This window comes from Halarchaeum grantii (genome assembly GCF_014647455.2).
Classification (GTDB): Archaea; Halobacteriota; Halobacteria; order Halobacteriales; family Halobacteriaceae; genus Halarchaeum; species Halarchaeum grantii.
This window is the reverse complement of record NZ_BMPF01000002.1, coordinates 325802-342513: the sequence shown is the minus strand read 5'-3', so window position 1 is coordinate 342513 and position 16712 is coordinate 325802. Positions and strand designations below refer to the sequence as shown.

18 protein-coding genes are annotated in these 16712 nt (G+C 72.1%); 9 read left to right on the top strand and 9 right to left on the bottom strand.

Annotated elements, in window-relative coordinates:
• The first annotated feature begins 91 nt into the window (after window positions 1-91).
• Window positions 92-313 (top strand): hypothetical protein, encoded by a 222-nt coding sequence (locus IEY12_RS08010; RefSeq protein WP_188882193.1) that lies wholly within the window; start codon window positions 92-94, stop codon window positions 311-313.
• Here the strand turns inward: IEY12_RS08010 and IEY12_RS08005 are convergent, their stop codons facing one another.
• From IEY12_RS08005 to IEY12_RS07975, 7 genes are read right to left on the bottom strand one after another with little or no spacing between them, the layout of a single operon-like run.
• Window positions 314-832: a DUF7261 family protein gene (locus IEY12_RS08005; RefSeq protein ID WP_188882191.1), complete on the bottom strand. Its 519-nt coding sequence runs from the start codon at window positions 830-832 to the stop codon at window positions 314-316.
• Window positions 829-1242 (bottom strand): DUF7262 family protein, encoded by a 414-nt coding sequence (locus tag IEY12_RS08000; protein ID WP_188882189.1) that lies wholly within the window; start codon window positions 1240-1242, stop codon window positions 829-831. The genes IEY12_RS08005 and IEY12_RS08000 overlap by 4 nt, the downstream gene beginning before the upstream one ends.
• Window positions 1235-1951 carry a DUF7263 family protein gene (locus IEY12_RS07995; protein WP_188882187.1) on the bottom strand — a complete coding sequence of 239 codons (717 nt, stop codon included), beginning with the start codon at window positions 1949-1951 and terminating at the stop codon, window positions 1235-1237. The genes IEY12_RS08000 and IEY12_RS07995 overlap by 8 nt, the downstream gene beginning before the upstream one ends.
• Complete coding sequence (locus IEY12_RS07990) at window positions 1948-2397, bottom strand: DUF7266 family protein (protein WP_188882184.1); 450 nt, start codon at window positions 2395-2397, stop codon at window positions 1948-1950. The genes IEY12_RS07995 and IEY12_RS07990 overlap by 4 nt, the downstream gene beginning before the upstream one ends.
• Window positions 2394-3098: a DUF7289 family protein gene (locus IEY12_RS07985; protein WP_188882182.1), complete on the bottom strand. Its 705-nt coding sequence runs from the start codon at window positions 3096-3098 to the stop codon at window positions 2394-2396. Before IEY12_RS07985 ends, IEY12_RS07990 begins: the two co-directional genes overlap by 4 nt.
• Window positions 3095-4921, bottom strand: coding sequence for a type II secretion system F family protein (locus IEY12_RS07980; protein WP_188882180.1), 1827 nt, complete (start codon window positions 4919-4921; stop codon window positions 3095-3097). Before IEY12_RS07980 ends, IEY12_RS07985 begins: the two co-directional genes overlap by 4 nt.
• Window positions 4918-7047: a type II/IV secretion system ATPase subunit gene (locus IEY12_RS07975; RefSeq protein WP_188882159.1), complete on the bottom strand. Its 2130-nt coding sequence runs from the start codon at window positions 7045-7047 to the stop codon at window positions 4918-4920. Before IEY12_RS07975 ends, IEY12_RS07980 begins: the two co-directional genes overlap by 4 nt.
• Window positions 7048-7404: 357 nt before the next feature.
• On the opposite strand from IEY12_RS07975, the gene IEY12_RS07970 reads away from it, so the two are divergent.
• Complete coding sequence (locus IEY12_RS07970) at window positions 7405-9015, top strand: BCCT family transporter (RefSeq protein WP_188882153.1); 1611 nt, start codon at window positions 7405-7407, stop codon at window positions 9013-9015.
• 54 nt (window positions 9016-9069) lie between these two features.
• On the opposite strand, the gene IEY12_RS07965 is transcribed toward IEY12_RS07970, so the two are convergent.
• Entirely contained in the window at window positions 9070-9264 is a 195-nt protein-coding gene (locus IEY12_RS07965; protein WP_188882150.1) for a cold-shock protein, read from the bottom strand.
• 94 nt (window positions 9265-9358) lie between these two features.
• Complete coding sequence (locus IEY12_RS07960; RefSeq protein ID WP_229871045.1) at window positions 9359-10114, bottom strand: DNA-directed RNA polymerase subunit epsilon; 756 nt, start codon at window positions 10112-10114, stop codon at window positions 9359-9361.
• 315 nt (window positions 10115-10429) lie between these two features.
• On the opposite strand from IEY12_RS07960, the gene mbhE reads away from it, so the two are divergent.
• From mbhE to mnhG, 7 genes are all read left to right on the top strand, one after another.
• Window positions 10430-12790, top strand: a complete 2361-nt coding sequence (gene mbhE, locus IEY12_RS07955; protein ID WP_188882146.1) for a hydrogen gas-evolving membrane-bound hydrogenase subunit E — start codon at window positions 10430-10432, stop codon at window positions 12788-12790.
• Between the two features lie 148 nt (window positions 12791-12938).
• Window positions 12939-13415 carry an MnhB domain-containing protein gene (locus IEY12_RS07950; protein WP_188882144.1) on the top strand — a complete coding sequence of 159 codons (477 nt, stop codon included), beginning with the start codon at window positions 12939-12941 and terminating at the stop codon, window positions 13413-13415.
• A gap of 44 nt (window positions 13416-13459) precedes the next feature.
• Entirely contained in the window at window positions 13460-13816 is a 357-nt protein-coding gene (locus IEY12_RS07945; RefSeq protein WP_229871099.1) for a sodium:proton antiporter, read from the top strand.
• Window positions 13813-15375 carry a complex I subunit 5 family protein gene (locus IEY12_RS07940; protein WP_188882141.1) on the top strand — a complete coding sequence of 521 codons (1563 nt, stop codon included), beginning with the start codon at window positions 13813-13815 and terminating at the stop codon, window positions 15373-15375. Before IEY12_RS07945 ends, IEY12_RS07940 begins: the two co-directional genes overlap by 4 nt.
• Entirely contained in the window at window positions 15372-15944 is a 573-nt protein-coding gene (locus IEY12_RS07935; protein ID WP_229871039.1) for a Na+/H+ antiporter subunit E, read from the top strand. Before IEY12_RS07940 ends, IEY12_RS07935 begins: the two co-directional genes overlap by 4 nt.
• The gene (locus IEY12_RS07930) at window positions 15937-16224 is read left to right on the top strand and encodes a monovalent cation/H+ antiporter complex subunit F (protein ID WP_123074216.1); all 288 of its coding nucleotides are present in this window, start codon (window positions 15937-15939) and stop codon (window positions 16222-16224) included. Before IEY12_RS07935 ends, IEY12_RS07930 begins: the two co-directional genes overlap by 8 nt.
• Window positions 16221-16631, top strand: coding sequence for a monovalent cation/H(+) antiporter subunit G (gene mnhG / locus IEY12_RS07925; RefSeq protein WP_188882137.1), 411 nt, complete (start codon window positions 16221-16223; stop codon window positions 16629-16631). Before IEY12_RS07930 ends, mnhG begins: the two co-directional genes overlap by 4 nt.
• The last annotated feature ends 81 nt before the right edge of the window (window positions 16632-16712 follow it).

Here is a 16712-nt window from a genome sequence, read left to right as displayed (position 1 = left end):
TCCCGCCCGGTCCGACGCCACGGGTCGCCTCCCGCCGAACGCGCGTGCGTCGTACCCTACCTTCATGAACGCCGCTCGTCTCACGGTGCGTATGACGCGCACCGATGCCGTCCGGGTCGGAGCCTTCTACGGTCTCCTCGGAACGGCCATCATCACTCTCGGCACGCTTCTGGCCGACGCCGCCCTCTCGGAACTCGACCTGTGGCTCGGCGTCCCGCTCGCGGCCGTCGTCTGGGCGGGCTGCGTCTACGTCGGTCTCAAGGAGGTCGCGAAGGGTCTCCACGCCGTCGTCGCGGACGCGAGCGCCGACTGACTAGCCGGCGCGTTCGACGACCACGCTGAGGTGCGTCTCGCTCCCGCCGGTGACGACGGTGACCTCGACGGCGACGGCGACGATGTGCGTCCGGCCGTCGCGCTCCTGGACGACGACGCCGTCGTGCGCCTCGCACGACCCGAAGGCGCGCCCGACGCCGGACGGGCAGTGCGCTCGGGCGTACGCCGCCGCGCCGTCCGCGTCGTATGCGACCACGACCGCACCGCCGGCCGCGAGGGTGCCGTCCGTGATGCCGTCGATGCGCGCGTCGAGCGCGTCGCGGTAGGCGGCGACCGCCCGACTCCGCGCGCCCCACGCGTACTGCTGGGCGAGGAGGGGGGCGGCGGTGTCCACGCTCCGGTCGAGCGCGGCGACGGTGGCCGCGCCGGTGTCGTCGCGCGCGGTCATCGCGGACGCGTCGCCCGCGTAGCCGAACTGGAGGTAGGCGAACAGCACCGGGACGAACGCGAGCGCGACGACGACGGCCGCGATCAGGACGAGCTGGCCACGGTCCCTCATACGTACCACACCTCGACCGTGACGGGGCCGCCGGCGGTCGGCACGGTCGCCTCGCCGACGGGGACGCCGGCGGGGCGCGGATAGCCCACGGTGCCGTGCGGCGTCGTGACGCGGAACATGCAGTTCGCGGGCAGGACGCGCGTCAGGCGCTCCTCGAGCGCCGCGCGCTCGCGCTCGAAGCGCGCCGCGGACGCGCTCACCTCCTCGAGTCGCGTGGCGCCGCCGTGGCGCGGCGGCTCCTCGGCGAGGACGGTCGCGGCGTCGTGCGCGTAGGCGTCGAGTTGGCGCTCCGTCCCGTCCGGGTGCGGGACGCCGAGCGTGAACCCGACGACGACCGCGAGCACGAGGACGACGCCGATGGCCGCCTCGATGACCGGGATGCTGAGCTGGCCGCGGTCGGCGTCACGCATCGACGCGCACCCCCAGCGTCGCCTTGTGCGTGACGACCGGATACGACGTGACGACGACGCTCCCGGCGGGGAGCGGCGCGCTCGCGGCGACGGTGACGGTCGCGTCGCGATACCGGCTCACCGAGACGTCGTACGTCCCGCCCAACCCGCCCATGGGGAGCCCGGTCGTCGCGTTCCCCCCGGCGGTCGCGGGCTCTCTGAGGACGACGCGGCCGTCCACGGCGACGGCTTCGACGACGACGCCCTGTGGCGGGGTGACGGCGACGGTGAGGCGGTCGGTGCGTCGGGGGAGCGAGAGCACCGTGTCCGCGTCGAACGCGGGCGCGTACGAGCGGGTCTGGCGCTCGGCGACGAGGACGAGGCGGTCGACGCGCGCGCCGCCGCTCGCGTCGCCGGTGTCGACGAGCACCGCGTCGTCGAGCGTGAGTCTGACGGCGTGGCCGCGCGCCGCCGGGAACGACGCCCCGACCGACGCCGCATCCAGGTCGTCGAGGGCGTCGCGGTCGAGGACGTTCGCGCGCATCGCCAGCGGGCCGTCGGCGGCGACGGCGCTCGCAGCGAGCGAGTCCGCGAGTCGGGCGTCGTCGGCGCTCCTGTCGACGCTCCCGAACGCGCCGCCGGCGAACGCGAGCGCGACGCCGAGCGCGCCGGAGACGAGGAGGAGGGCGACGCAGAGCGCGAGCAGGTTCGCCTGCGCGCGCCCGGTCATCGCGCCACCTCGCGGAGTTCGACGCTGAGGGCGTCGCCGCCGGTGACGACGACGAGCAGGTCGCGTCCGCTGTGCCACTCGCCGGAGACGCCGGCGACGCGCCCGGGGAGGCTCAGCGCCGCGCGGCCGCCGACGCCGGTGAGGGGGCTGTCGAGGACGAGCGTTCGGTCCTCCGCGCGGAGCGCGTACGGCTGGCCGCCGATGGTGTCGGGGAGCGCGACGCGTGCGCGGACGGTGACGGCGTCGGCGGCGACTCCGGGAACGGCGTCCTCGACGCTCGTCGCGGCGGCGTTCAGCGTTCGGTCGCCGACGACGCTCGCGGCGTCCGCCTGCGCGCTCGGGACGACGCCGCCGTAGAGCGCGGCGGTGACGAGCGCGACGTAGAGGAGGACGATGCCGATTTCGAGCGTCTTCCCGACGACGGGCGTCATTCCCCGGTCGGTCACGTCGCCACCTCGACGTCGTGGACGACGACGTACGCGTGTCTCGTCGGCGGGAAGTCGAGTTCGACGCTCGCGCGGCCCGCGTCGCCCCCGCCGGGGCGCGTCGTGACGGTGACGTTCCGCTCGGCGTAGTACGACGCGAACGCCTCGGGGTGGTCGGTCTCGACGGCGAGCCGGTAGTCGCCCGGCCCGAGGGCGCGGCGCTCGTGCGCGACGGTGGTTTCGAGGCGGGCGCCCGTCCCGCCGGTCCCGGCGACGGCGACGTCGCCGCGGACGCGGACGGCGCCGACGACGAGGACGTCCTCGCCGACGGTGACGGGGAGGCCGCGCCGGACCTGCGCCCAGTCGCCGCTCCGGACGAGCGTCGCGCCCGCGAGGCTGGTGACGCCGTGACCGGCGGCATCGAAGACGACGGCGTTCGTCCGGGCCTCGTAGACGGCGGTGCCGTTCGCGTCGAGGACGCTGATCGTGCGCGACTCCGTGTGGAGGTCGCCGTCGGCGAACGGAACCGGGACCGTCCGCGTGCCCGCGAGCGCGGTGGGACGGAACGCGTCGTCGAGCGCGGTGGCGACGCGCGTCGCGTCCGCGCCGGCGGCGGTATCGTCGACGACGACGCCGACGCCGGCGGTGATCGTGGTGAGCGAGAGCATCGCGAGGCCGAGCAGGAGGACGATGCCGACGACGTGCGATTGGCCGCGGCTCATCCCATCATCCCCGTGAGCGCGAAGACGGCGTACGTGAGCGCGACGAGCGCGCCCGAGTGGAGGAGCGCCTCGTAGCGCCCGCGACTCGCGGCGCCCGCGAACCAGCCGCAGGCGAGCATCGTCGCCTGCGTGACGACGTAGAAGCGATAGCGGTCGCGCTCGGGGTCGACGGCGCCCGGGTCGATAGCGAGGCTCGCGCCGACGCCGTGGACGGCGGCGAGCTGGGCGAAGCTCCCGAGGACGTAGGCGTTCACGACGACGACGATGCCGACGACGAGGAGCGCGGTCGTCCAGCCGACCGCGACGTAGATCTGGAGCTGCGAGCGCAGGCCCTTGCGCTCGTCGTAGAGGCGGCCGATCTCGGTCTGGAGCGCCTCGAAGGCGGTCTCGGCGTCGCTCCCGGTGTCGAGCGCGCCGGTGACGAGGCCGATGGACTGGTCGGCGAGCGGCGTCCCCACCTTGCTGGTGAAGCGCGCGAGCGCCTCGCGCCGGACCTCGTCGCCGTAGGCGGTGAGGCCGAGGTTGAACGAGAGGTCGGCGACGTCGGCTTTGAGGGGGCCGAGGTGGCCGTCGCGGGCGACGGCGTCGACGGCGCGCGGGAGCGGGTTCCCGAGGCCGACGTAGCCGGCGACGCCGTGGACGAAGTCCTTTATCTCGCGGTCCTTCGCGTCGTCGCGGCGGGCGCGCCGGACGGCGACGAGGCCGACGGGGACGGCCCCGGCGGCGTAGCCGAGGAGCGCGCTGCTGACGGCGTCGACGCCGGCGAGCCAGAGGCCGACGCCGACGAGGACGCCGATGACGGGGAGGGCGACGATGGCGTCCGCGGGGTTGTCGAGCGCGCCCCGGACCATCCCGGGGAGGTCGGCGCTCCGGGCGTACCAGTCGAGGCCGTAGCCGGCGGGGCGCAGTGAGTCGACGAGCGTCGCGGCGCCCGCGCCGACGACGACGGCGCACGCCGCACAGCCGTAGACGACGAGCGTGCGCAGCGTCACGGGGCCGACGACGGTGGGGACGGTGCGGCCGAGCGACGGCGCGAGGACGCCGAGGACGGTGACGACGATGACGAGGAGGACGGGCACGACGAGGAGGACGACGAAGAGCTCGGCGAGGAGTTCGAGGACGCCGGCGGCCTCGCGGTCGGCGCGCGACTGGCGGTTCGCGAGCATGCGCGCTTCGAGCTCGAGGTAGCTCTCGACGGCGTCCGGGCCCTGCTGGGCGTGCTCGCGGAACTTCAGGAGGAAGGGCGCGAGCAGGTCGCGCGAGGGCGTGTCGCGCGCGACGCCGCGAAGCGCCTCGTCGATGCTCCCGGTGAGGGCGGTGCGCGAGTGGACCGCGCGGAACTCGACGGCGGTCTCGCCGAAGGCGTCGGGGCGCTCGGCGACGCGCTGGACGAGGGTGCGTTCGTCGGCACCGCCGGAGGCGAGGACGCGGAGGTAGCGCACGGCGCCGGGGAGCGTGCGCTCGATGTCGGCGCGCCGCGCGCGGGCCTGCAACTGGAGGTAGCGCCCGCCCGCGCGTATCGTCAGATCGCCGGCGAGGACAGCGACCACCAATCCGACGGGGAGTGCGACGGCGAGCGGCGGTGCGGGGAGCGACGCGAGGAGGGGGCCGGCGAGGACGAGGAGCGCGCCGGCGCTCAGCGCGCCGGTGAGGAGGCCGACGAGGGCGGCGAGCGCGTAGACGCGCGCGAGGTAGACGTCGAAGCCGGCGCGAACGGTGGTCGCGCGGTAGTGCTGGCGGTCGCGGTCGTGGCGCGGCGTCGCGGCACGTTGGCCGAAGAGCGCGTAGCACGCCCGGTCGAGCGCATCGAACTGCCGACTCACCGCGCGCCTCCGTCGGTGCGGGCGCTCCGCTCGCCGCGGATGCGCTCGACGGTCGCGGCCTCGTCGACCCGGAGGTCGGCGAGGAACGCGAAGAGGGCGTCGGCGTCCCGAACGTCCTCCTCGACGAGGTAGCGGACGTAGCGGTGCTTGCGCTCGTACTCGGCCCGGACGGCGCCGACGCTCCGGTCGGTGCGGGCGGCGAGGCGCGCGAAGAACGCGGAGTCGGCGTCCCGGACGTCGAAGCCGCCGTCGTGGGTGCGCGCGACGAGGCGGCGATACCTGACCGTCGTCTCGCCCTTCACGATCTCGCCGTCCGCGGGGGCGTCGGCGTCCCGAACGAGCTCGACGAGTTCGCCGACGTAGCGCGCGCCGTCGACGTGACGGGGGAACACCACTAAGTCGACTTCGCGGAGGAGGTAGGCGGGGAGGCCGCGCTCGACGACGCGGTTGACGAGCGTCTCCATGTCCTCCGCGTGCGTCGTCCCGATGACGCCGTGGCCGGTGTTGAGGACCTCGCCGAACGTCTCGAAACTCGCGGGCGTGTTGATCTCGGCGATGACCTCGACGTCGGGGTTCAAGTAATTGGTCTCGGTCATGAGGTCGGCCATCGTCACGCGCTTGAAGGGGTTCTCGTGGTCGCGCGTGGTGAGGGAGACGCCGGTCTCGTGGGGGAGTCTGACCTCGCGGGAGCCCTCGTCGATGCTGATGGGGCGGTCGTCGAACGGGACGAAGGGGAGGTGGGCGTTCATGAGCGTGGTCTTCCCGGCGCCGGTGGGGCCGCTGAAGAGGACGGCGGCGTGGCGCTCGTAGGCCATCCAGAGCATCGCGACGGCCTCGGTGGGGATGCTGCCCTGTTTCACGAGGTCGACGGGCGTGAGCGGGTCGGGGGCCTGCTTTCGGATGGAGACGTGCGGGCCGCCCTCGCTGATGACGGGGAGCGCGACCGCACAGCGGATGGTGACGTCGGCGTCCACCTCCGGCGGGCGGAGGTTCACCTTCGCGGAGGGGTTGGCGGCGTTCAGCTCGACGCCGTCGTGGGCGGCGAGCTGGGTGACGAGGCTGACGAAGTGCGTCTCGTCCTCGAAGACGAGGTTCGTCGGGACCCGCTCGTCGCCGCCCCGGGGAACGACCTTCACGCGCTCGCCGACGCGGTTGGCTTCGACGTCCTCGAGGCGGTCGTCGCGGATGGGGACGGTGAGTTCGCCGTCGCCAACGAAGTCCCTGAGGACGTAGTAGACGAGGTCGTCGAGGCGGTCGGCGCTGAAGCGCCGGCTCACGGGCGGGACGGCGAGGTCGTAGGCGGCGAGCGCGCTCCGGGCGCGGTAGGCGAGCGCGTCGCGCCACGCGCGGGTCTGACGGGCGCTGAGCGCGCGCGAGAGGTGGCCCTCGGCGTACTCGCGGACGAAGCGCGTTCGGTCGTCGACGACGTCGTCGACGTTCGTCTCCCAGATGGCGTCCTTGCAGGCCTCGACGAGTTCGGCGTCGCCGGGGAGGAGCGGCGGTTCCTGGACGGCGTACTGCAGGTCGAAGGGGTCGGCGCCGAGGAGGTGTTCGCGGTAGACGACGACGGGAACGTCGAACTCGCCGAACGGCACGGTGTAGGCGTCGAGTCGCTCGGAGAGGAAGCGCCCGAGGTGGGCGGGGCGCGCGGGGAGTCGCGTTCGCGCGGGCGCGTAGTCGGTGGTGTGAACGACGAGGTGGTCGTCGGCGGCGTCGGCGACCTCGATGCGCTCGTCGAGGGCGTACGCGGTGAGGTCGCCGAGACAGCGCAGGTCCCGAAGGGCGTAGTACCGGAGGCGGCGCCTGCTCGCGGGCGCGTCCGGGGCGAGTCGGTCGACGATGCGGCGGTACTTCGCGTCGAGGCCGGCGGCGGCGCGCTCGACGGTGCCTTCGCGGGTGAGCGGGCGTTCGAGGTGGGCGTCGGCGAAGTGGGCTTCGACGCGCTCGCGGGCGGCGGCGTCGGCGGCGGGGAGGACGGGCTCGCGGACGTCGTACGAGAACCCCGCGCCGTCGTCGCGGACGGTGACGACGGTGCCGGGGTGGGACTCGTACTGCGCGCGGACGTCCGGGGCGTACCACGCCGCCGGGTCCGAGGGCGGCGCGAGCGGAGGGAGGGAGAAAACCATACTGTTCTGTCAGGAGACGTATGGGTATAAGCACGAGGTTGGTTATGCGTATCCATAGCACCGCGTCGGTCGCGGGGATGCGGCGGGACTCGCCACTTCACCCGCGATTCGTGTGAACGACACCCACGAGGCCTGTCGTGGCCGATTTCGCGCCTCTATCACAGGGTATAACTGTGGGACGACGTTCAAGCCCTGCTACGTTACGATGACTCGACGGAATCGCGACACGGTGAGCGGCCGCGCGAGCGCGGCGGCCGCAGGTTCGCGCATCGACCACCGGCTGCCCGTCCGCGGGGCCGGCGACGACGAGTGGCCGTCCACGCACGACCCGGGACCGACCGACGCTCGCCTACACACATGAAACTCTCACTCCGCTACCTCTTCGGCCTCGAGGACGCCGACCGCGCCGAACTCGGTCTGTTCGTCGTCGCGATGGGCGTCCTCCTCGGACTCGCCGGCGTCGGCCTCGTCGACCCCGCGCTGTTGAGCACGACGATGAACGGCGCGTTCGACTGGATACTCACGTGGTTCGGCTGGTGGTTCATCCTCCTCGGCTTCCTCCTCCTCATCCTCGTCACCGCCCTCACGTTCTCCAAGTACGGGAAACTCCGCATCGGCGGCGAGGACGCCACCCCCGACTTCGACACGTTCTCGTGGCTCTCGATGGTGTTCACCGTCGGCTTCGGCGCCTCCATCCTCATCTGGGGCGTCGGCGAACCCATCAGCATCGCGAACTCGCCGCCGCCGAACATGCCGATCTCGGCGACGCCGGGCACCATCGGCCTCGCGTTCATGTACATCCACGAGGTCTTCCCCGGCCTCGCGATGTGGTACCTGCCGGTGGGCATCGCGTTCGGCATCATCGTCTACACGCAGGGCGTCGGCGAGTACAAGGTCGGCGCGATGCTCGGCAACCTCATCAGCGTCGAGGACCACCGCTGGTTCCACTGGCTGGTGAACCTCTCCGCGATCGTCGCCTCCATCGGCGGCATCGCGACCACGCTCGGGTTCAGCGCGCAGACCGTCTCCTCCATCCTCGGCGGGACGTTCGGCCTCGAGTCCGCGTCGCTCACCTACCTGCTGTTCGCCGTCATCGGCGCGGTCTTCCTCTTCGACGTCTGGCTCGGCCTCCGAGCCGGCATCCGGAACGCCGCGCGCGCGACGATGGTGCTCATCGGCGTCGCGATGGCGCTCCTCGTCGTCGTCGGGCCGACGATCTACATGCTCGAACTCGGCCTGAACGCCACCGGCGTCTGGCTCTCGAACATGCTCCGGCTCTCGCTCTACACCGTCCCCGGCACCGCGAGCTCGTGGGCCGGCCAGTGGACCGGCTTCTGGTGGGCGTGGTGGGCCGCGTGGAGCATCTTCGTCGGGAGCTTCGTCGCCCGCGTCTCGAAGGGCCGGACGATCCGCGAGATGTTCCTCGTGCTCGTCCTCGCGCCCGCCGTTCTGACGTGGATCCAGCACTCCCTCATCGGCGGCTGGGTGCTCGCGCCCGGCTACCGCGAACCCGTCACCGCCGCCTACACGTCCTCGGGTATCCCCGCCGCGATCTCCACGGCGCTCTCCGTCACGCCGTTCGGCGAACTCCTCGCCGTCATCTTCGTGCTCGTCATCGCCGGCTACATCATCACCTCGCTCGACTCCGCCGTCTTCATGGTGTCCGCGATCACGCTCGGCGACGAGAACCCGAACGCCCGCATCCGCGCGTGGTGGGGCGTCCTCCTCGCCGTCTTCGGCATCATGAGCCTCCAGCTCTCCGGCTTCGGCGCCATCGAGTCCTTCGCCGGCGTGCTCGCCCTGCCGTTCACGGTGTTCCTGCTCGCCATCGTCTACGCGAGCTACCGGGCCGCGCGCGAAATCCTCGGTGAAACCGACGACTCCATCATCACCGAAGCCCAGCCCGAGAAGCCCTCCCAGCCCGCGACCGAGAGCGGTCACAGCGGCGACGCCGAGTCCGCCGACTGACGGCGCCGCCGCTCGAACCGGCTCGAACGCACTCCGTAAAAACACCCGCCCGCCCTACAGCCGTTTCAGGTTCTCCGCGCGCGGACCCTTGTCGGTCCGTGTGATGTCGAACTCCACCTCTTGGCCCTCCTCGAGGTCCTCGCCGCCGATGTCCTCCATGTGAAAGAAGACGTCGTCGTCCGCGTCGTCGGTTTCGATGAAGCCGTACCCCTTCGTGTCGTTGAAGAAGTCGACCGTTCCGGTTGCCATGACACGAGTACGCACGCAACCCGGGACCATAACGGCACCGGCGACGCCCGGTGCGCGACGGTTCGCGCGCCGCCGTCGCGTCGCTCGCGGGTCGCTACCGCTCCCCGCTCGTCTCTTCGCGGTTCCTCCTGTCGTCGGAACCGCGCTGCTCGGACTCGCGGAGGTCCGAACTCGGGAGGTTCGGGTCCCGGTAGGGGTTGCGCCCGTAGACGGCGCCGTGGAGGTCCTGCTCGTCCAGTTGGTCGCGTAGCACGCGCCGGAGGCGGTTGAGGTTCGTGATTTCGAGGCCGTGCTTCGCGGCGAGCGCCTCGAAGTGCGGGTCGTCCGTGATGGAGGTGAACTGCTCGTAGAGCGCCTCCAGTCGCTCCGGGGACCGCTCGGCGAGCCACTCCTGGTCCTGCAACCCGAGATAGCGCTCGCGCTCGTCGTCGACGACGTGCCGGATGGTGACGAGCGCGACCTTCTCGATGGCGCGCTGGCTCCCGAACGCCGTGAGGTCGAGGTCGACCATCACGCCGAGCGCGCGGTCGCGCTGCCACGGCGTCACGTCGAGGTCGTTGCAGAGCGCCTGCGTGATGCGGAGTTTCTCGAGTCGGTGCTGGCGCGCGCCGTGACCCTCGGTCGCGGGGTGGCGCTCGTCGTGGAGGCGCCGGAGGTTCTCGGAGACGTCCCCCTCGGGCGAGCGCGCGCGACCGATCTGGGTGGCGCTCGGACTCGTCGGGCCCCAGCGGCCGACGGTGGTGTCGCGGCGGTGGGCGGAGCGCGCGAGTGCGCCGTCGCCGGGACGTGCGCTGAACTGCTCCTCGTCGACCACCTCGAACTCGGGGGCCGACGTGGCGGCGTCGGTCATCACGCCCCGCTACCGCGCGCAGACGGATAAACGCACGACTACTCGACGCGGGACCACGGTAGAATCGGTGCGGCCCAGACGGGCCGTCCCTCGCTCGTATCTACTACTTGTGACGAGAAGTACTTAAACGGACGCGGGGCGGGTCGGCGACGCCCGCCCGGAACCCCGGTCGGTTCTTCGCCGGGGTGGCCGAACCCGAGCGCACGGAGCTGCGCCCACCGGCGAGTAGCGCCGGGGCGCGCCCCTCCGCGAACGCTCGACGCGTCGGACGCTATCTTGACCAGATTTATAGTCAAACTCCCCTACGAATCGAGTGTGCAACCGACACCCGACCTGTGGGTGCTCGTCGCCCTCGTCGGCCTGCCGTTCGCCGCGGCGGCGGCGACGCCCGCGGTCGCACGACAGCTCGGCAACCGGACGGCGTACTACGCCGCCGCCGTCGCGGCCGTCTGCCTCGCGCTCGTGGCCTCGCTCGCGGGCACCCACGGCGGCGCCTCGGTCACGTGGGTCGGCCCGCTCAGCGTCACGTTCGGCTTCTACGTGGACGGGCTCGCGACGTTCGTCGGCGCGCTCGCCAGCGGCGTCGGCGTCCTCGTCTTCGTCTACTCGGCCGGCTACATGCGCGAAGAACCGGGACAGACGAAGTACTACGCGACGATGCTCGCCTTCATGGGGTCGATGCTCGGCGTCGTCTACGCCGGCGACCTCGTCGTCCTCTTCTGCTTCTGGGAGCTGACGAGCGTCGCCTCCTTCCTCCTCGTCGGCCACTACTCCGAGGAGCGCGAGTCGCGCTACTCCGCGCGCAAGGCGATGCTCCTCACCGTCGGGGGCGGGCTCTTCATGCTCGTCGGCTTCGTCCTCCTCGCCTCCGCCACCGGGACGTACAGCCTCGCGGCGATGCTCGCCGACCCGGCGGCGACGCGCGCCGCCGTCGAGCAAGCCGGCCTCCTCTTCCCCATCGTCTCCCTCGTGGGTGTCGGCGCCGCCGCGAAATCCGCGCAATTCCCCCTGCACGTCTGGCTCCCGAACGCCATGGCCGCGCCGACGCCCGTCTCCGCGTTCCTCCACTCCGCGACGATGGTCAAGGCCGGCGTCTTCCTCCTCGGCCGGATGCGCCCCATCCTCGTCGGCGACGACTGGACGCACATCTTCGTCACGCTCGGCCTCGTCACGATGCTCATCGCGGCCATACTCGCCGTCTGCGCGACCGAACTGAAGGAGCTGCTCGCCTACTCGACGGTGAGCCACCTCGGCCTCATCGTCGCCGGCTTCGGCTTCTCCACGGCCGTCGGCGCCGAGACCGGCGTCTTCCACATCCTCAACCACGCCGCGTTCAAGGCCGCGCTCTTCCTCGTCGCCGGCATCGTCGCCCACGAGGCCGGCACCCGGAAGTTCTCCGAACTCGGCGGCCTCTGGCGTGACCTCCCCGTCGTCGCCGGCGTCACCGCCGTCGCCGCGCTCGGCATGGGCGGCGTCCCGCCGTTCAACGGCTTCTACTCGAAGGAACTCCTCTTCGAGGCCGCCTATCACCTCGCCGCCCACGACGGCGGCCTCACGTGGGCGTACCCGGTCATCGCCGTCGTCGGGAGCGTCTTCACGCTCGTCTACTCGCTGCGCTTCCTCGCCGTCTTCTTCGGCGAGAAACCGGAGGCGCTCGGGCACGTCCACCGCGCGCCGTGGTCGATGAACGGCCCGCCCCTCCTCCTCGCCGGCTTCGCGGGCGTCGTCGGCCTCGGCGGCGTGACGGCCGCGCTCGGATTTCCCCTTGCGCCCGTCGAGTCCTTCGTCGGCCACGTCGCCGCGAGCACGCTCCCGCCGGGCGCCGACCACCTCTCCTTCCACTACTACCTCCCGACGTACGTCTCCCCCGCCGTCGTCATGAGCGCCCTCGCGCTCGGCGGCGGCGCGCTCACCTACCTCGTCTGGGAGCGCGTACAGGCCGCCGTCACCGGGGCGCTCGATGCCGTCCCGCCGCTCGGCGCGGACTGGTGGTACGACACGCTCGTCTTCGGCGCGAACCGCGCGAGCACCGCCACCCACCGGACGCTCTGGACGGACCGACTGCGCACGTACGCGACGTGGACGTTCGCGGGCGCCGTCGGCCTCGGCGGCCTCGGCTATCTCGCGACGAGCGTCGGCGTCCCGCTCGCGACGCCGACGCTCGGCATCCCGCTCACCGTCATCCTCGCCGTCGCCGCGCTCGCCGCGCTCGCCGCGATCCGCGCGCCCTCGCACGTCGCGGGCGTCCTCGCGCTCTCCGTCGTCGGCTTCGGCGTCACCGTCTTCTTCGTGCTCGCGAGCGCGCCCGACGTCGCGCTCACGCAGGTCGTCGTCGAGACCGTGACGTTCGTCGTCTTCCTCGTCATCCTCGACAAACTCCCGAGCTACTACGGGCGCATCCAGCGCTCGCGGGCGGCACGGGACGCCGTCCTCTCCGTTCTCGTGGGCGGGTTCGTCACCGTCACCACGCTCGTCGCGACCGGCGCGACCCCCGACAGCATCGCCTCCTACTTCGTGGAGAACTCCGTCCCCGAGGCTGGCGGCCACAATCTCGTGAACGTTATCCTCGTGGACTTCCGGGGTATCGACACGATGGGCGAGATTTCCGTCATCGCGATGGCCGCCGTCGCGGTGTTGACTCTCATCGTTATGCGCGAGCGAGGTGAGACGCCATGACACGCGACGCCGACCGGCGGGAGGTAGCTTGCGTGACCAGCGTTGGACCTGTGGTCCAACTGGGTAACGAGAACCCGGGGGGGATTCTCGTGACCAGCGCCAGACGGCGGTCTGGCTGGGCCACACTCGCCACGCGGAGGTGGCTCGCGTGACCGTCATCCTCCGCACCGTCGCGCGCGTCGTCGTCCCCCTCGGGTTCGTCGTCTCGTTCGCGTTCTTCCTGCAGGGGCACAACCTCCCGGGCGGCGGCTTCATCGCCGGCGTCCTCGCCGCCTCCGCGATGGCGCTCGCCTACCTCGCCTACGGCCTCGACGGCGTCGAGGACGACGTCCTCGGCCGCGAGGTCGAGACCGCCGTCGAGCACGTCCAGCACGGCATCGTTCGGGACTACCAATCGCTCTACGCGGCCGGCCTCGGCATCGCCGTCACCGGCGGCCTCGCCTCGATCGCCTACGGCTACCTCACCGGCACGACCATCCCATACATGACTCAGACGTTCCGCCACGCGACCGTCCCGCTCTTCGGAGACATCGAGCTCGCGTCCGCCCTCGTCTTCGACCTCGGCGTCTACGCCGTCGTCGTCGGCGCGCTCCTCACGATAATCTCGGTGGTGGGTGCGGAATGAGCGGCGCCGTCATCGCCGCGACCGGGTCCGGAACCGGCACCGGGATGGCGGGCACGTCCGGGTCGCCCGTCGAGGTCGTCCTCGCGGTCGCGCTCGGCGTGCTCTTCGCCGTCGGGACGTTCCTCGTCCTCCGGCGCGACCTCGTTCGCGTCGTCTTCGGCGTGCTCATCCTCTCGCAGGCCACGAACGTCTACCTCGTTACGATGGGCGGTATCGGCGGCATCGCGCCGATAATCGGCCACGAGGAGGGCGCGGTCACGGACCCGCTCGTGCAGGCGCTCGTGCTCACCGCAGTCGTCATCGGCTTCGCGACCACCGCGCTCCTGCTCGTCCTCGTCTACCGGACGTACGAGGAACACGGCAGTATCGACCTCGAGGACATCGGGGGTGCGGTGCGATGACGACGAACCTCGTCGTCGCGCCGCTGCTCGTCGCGCTCGTGAGCGCGGTCGCGTGCATGCTCGTCCGCACCGCCCCCCGCCTCCAGCGCGCGCTCAGCCTCGCTGGCGTCGTCGGCTACGCGCTCGCCGTCGCGGCGCTCGTCGCCCGGCTCTGGCCGGCGGACACGCTCGCCTACCAGGTCGGCGACTGGCCCGCGCCCTACGGCATCACCCTCGTCGCCGACCCGCTCTCCGTGTTCATGCTCGCGATGACCGCCGTCGTCGCGCCCCTGACGCTCGTCTACAGCCTCCGGTACGTGAACGCGCCCGGCCAGCGCGTCTCCTACCACGCGCTCTTCCACTTCCTCCTCGTCGGCGCGACGGGCGCGTTCCTCACCGGCGACGTCTTCAACCTCTTCGTCTGGTTCGAGGTGACGCTGATGGCCTCCTACGGCCTCGTCGCCTTCTACAGCGGGAAGGACGGGACGCTCGCGGCGACGCGCTACGTCGTCCTCAACCTCGTCGGCTCCAGCGTGATGTTGCTCGCGGTCGGCGGCATCTACGGCGTCACCGGGACGCTCAACATGGCGGACATCGCGCGCTGGCTCGCGAGCGCGACGCCCGCCGAGTCCGCGCCCGTCCTCGGCCTCTCGCTCCTCCTCCTCGCCGTCTTCGGGCTGAAGGCCGGCCTCGTCCCCTTCCAGTGGTGGGTTCCCGCCGCCTACTCGGCGGCGCCCGCGCCCGCCGCCGCGATGCTCGCCGGCGTCGCGAAGAAGGTCGGCGTCTACGCCATCGTCCGCCTCGGCTTCACGGTGTTCGCGGCCGCCAGCCCGGGCGTCGTCCTCCCCGGCGTCGAATCGGGCCTCCTCGGCGTCTACGGGCCCGTCCTCTTCGTGCTCGCGGGCGCGTCCGCCCTCGTCGGCGGCTTCGTCGCGCTCGACCGGCCGACGCTCGAGGAGACGTTCGCCTACTCGAGCATCGCGCAGGTCGGCTTCATCGTCCTCCCGCTCGCGGTCGCCGCCGCCGTCCCCGACCTGCGCGCCGCCGGCGTCGCCGCCGCGCTCGTCTACGCGCTCAACCACGCGCTCGCGAAACCCCTCCTCTTCCTCGTCACCGGCACCATCAGCGACGCCGCCGGAACCACCGACCTCGGCGACCTCGGCGGGTTGGCGGGGCGGACGCCCGTGCTCGCGGGCGCGTTCCTCGTCGGCGGCCTCTCGCTCGTCGGCATCCCGCCGCTCGCCGGCTTCTTCTCGAAGCTCCTCGTCTTCCGCGTCGCCGCCGTCGGCGGCTCGCTCGGCGTGCTCGCGGTCGCCGTCACCGGCGCGATACTCACCATCGCCTACGTCTCCCGGACGTGGAACCGCGGCTTCTGGGGCGAGCGCACCGCCGCCGTCGAGACGATGGCGTCGCCCGACCGCGTGCAGGTCGCGGTCGTCGTCGCCTTCGCCGCGTGCGTGCTCGCCGTCGGCGTCGGCTTCGACCCCGTCTATCGCTTCGCCGAAGCCGCCGGCCACGTCGCCACGGGCGCCGGGCGCGACGCTTACGTCCGCGCGGTCCTCGGGGGTGGTGGCGCGTGAGGGACGTCCCGCGCTGGGTGACCGCCGGGTTCGCGCTCGCCGTCGTCTGGATATTCGTCGCGGAGACGCCGGGCACGCCGCGCGCGGTCGCCGCCAACCTCGTGATCGGCCTCGCGCTCTCCCTGCCGGTCGCCTACGTCTTCCGCGCGCTCTTTCCCGGCCGGAGCGACCTCTCGCGCACGACGGCGGTCGTCCCGGCGGTCGCCCGCTACGTCGGGACGTTCGTCTACGAGCTCCTCACGGCGAACGTCGAGGTCGCCAAGCGCGTGCTCGCGCCGTCGATGCCGCTCGACCCCGGCGTCGTCGTCATCCCGCTCCGCGTCGAGTCCGACGCCGCCGTCACCGTCATCGCCAACTCCATCACGCTCACGCCCGGAACGCTCACCATGGACTACGACGGCGACGCGAACGCGCTCCACGTCCACGCCGTCGACGCCGCCGATCTCGATGGTCTCGTCGAACCGGTGCGGCGCTGGGAGCGCTACGCGCTCGTCATCTTCGACGAGGACGCTGACCCCGACGCGCCCGCGCCCGCGCCCTCGCGCCTGGAGGTGAGCGACGATGAGTAGCGTCGAGACCGTCTACTACGCGGTGCTCACGTTCGGAACCGTCGTCGCGGCGCTCGCGACGCTCGCGTGCGCGGTGCGCGTCGTCGTCGGGCCGACCGTCCCCGACCGCACCGTCGCGCTCGACGCCATCGGGACGTGCGTCGTCGCGATCGTCGTCCTGCACGCCATCGAGGTCGAGCAGTCCTTCTTCGTCCTCGTCGGCGTCATGCTCGCCATCGTCGGGTTCGTCACGACCGTCGTCGCCGCGAAATACCTCACCGAGGGTGACATCATCGAATGATTCAGACCGCCATCACCGCCGCGACCGAGGGAGCGAGCGAGGCCGCACACGCCGGCCCCTCGGACCTCCGGCTCGCCGTCGTCGCCGCGCTCGTGCTCGTCGGAACGTTCTTCCTCATCGTCGGGACCGTCGGCCTCTGGCGCTTCCCCGACATCTACAACCGGATGCACGCCACGTCGAAGGCGACGACGCTCGGCGCCGCGTCGATGTTCCTCGCGGGCTTCGTCCGCTTCGGACCGTTCGACGCCGGCCTCACCTCGCTCGTCGGCATCGTCTTCCTCTTCGCCACCGCGCCGACCGGCGCGCACCTCATCTCGCTCGCCGCGCGGAGACTCGGCGTCGCGATGTACGAGAACCCGGACGGCTTCCGCGCGTCTCCCTCCGACGCCGACGACTCGGACGACTGACGCGCGCGGCGCTCGCGTCGCGGGGCGGTCGCCGTGCCGCACCACCGTGCCGTCGCCCCCGCGTCCCCCGCACTCACCCGC

Excerpts from the sequence above, each read along its gene's own strand:
- IEY12_RS08010 (WP_188882193.1), top strand. The coding sequence starts at position 92 with ATGACGCGCACCGATGCCGTCCGGGTCGGAGCCTTCTACGGTCTCCTC.
- IEY12_RS08005 (WP_188882191.1), bottom strand. The coding sequence starts at position 832 with ATGAGGGACCGTGGCCAGCTCGTCCTGATCGCGGCCGTCGTCGTCGCG.
- IEY12_RS08000 (WP_188882189.1), bottom strand. The coding sequence starts at position 1,242 with ATGCGTGACGCCGACCGCGGCCAGCTCAGCATCCCGGTCATCGAGGCG.
- IEY12_RS07995 (WP_188882187.1), bottom strand. The coding sequence starts at position 1,951 with ATGACCGGGCGCGCGCAGGCGAACCTGCTCGCGCTCTGCGTCGCCCTC.
- IEY12_RS07985 (WP_188882182.1), bottom strand. The coding sequence starts at position 3,098 with ATGAGCCGCGGCCAATCGCACGTCGTCGGCATCGTCCTCCTGCTCGGC.
- IEY12_RS07975 (WP_188882159.1), bottom strand. The coding sequence starts at position 7,047 with ATGGTTTTCTCCCTCCCTCCGCTCGCGCCGCCCTCGGACCCGGCGGCG.
- IEY12_RS07970 (WP_188882153.1), top strand. The coding sequence starts at position 7,405 with ATGAAACTCTCACTCCGCTACCTCTTCGGCCTCGAGGACGCCGACCGC.
- IEY12_RS07965 (WP_188882150.1), bottom strand. The coding sequence starts at position 9,264 with ATGGCAACCGGAACGGTCGACTTCTTCAACGACACGAAGGGGTACGGC.
- IEY12_RS07960 (WP_229871045.1), bottom strand. The coding sequence starts at position 10,114 with ATGACCGACGCCGCCACGTCGGCCCCCGAGTTCGAGGTGGTCGACGAG.
- IEY12_RS07945 (WP_229871099.1), top strand. The coding sequence starts at position 13,460 with ATGGCGGGCACGTCCGGGTCGCCCGTCGAGGTCGTCCTCGCGGTCGCG.
- IEY12_RS07940 (WP_188882141.1), top strand. The coding sequence starts at position 13,813 with ATGACGACGAACCTCGTCGTCGCGCCGCTGCTCGTCGCGCTCGTGAGC.
- IEY12_RS07930 (WP_123074216.1), top strand. The coding sequence starts at position 15,937 with ATGAGTAGCGTCGAGACCGTCTACTACGCGGTGCTCACGTTCGGAACC.
- mnhG (WP_188882137.1), top strand. The coding sequence starts at position 16,221 with ATGATTCAGACCGCCATCACCGCCGCGACCGAGGGAGCGAGCGAGGCC.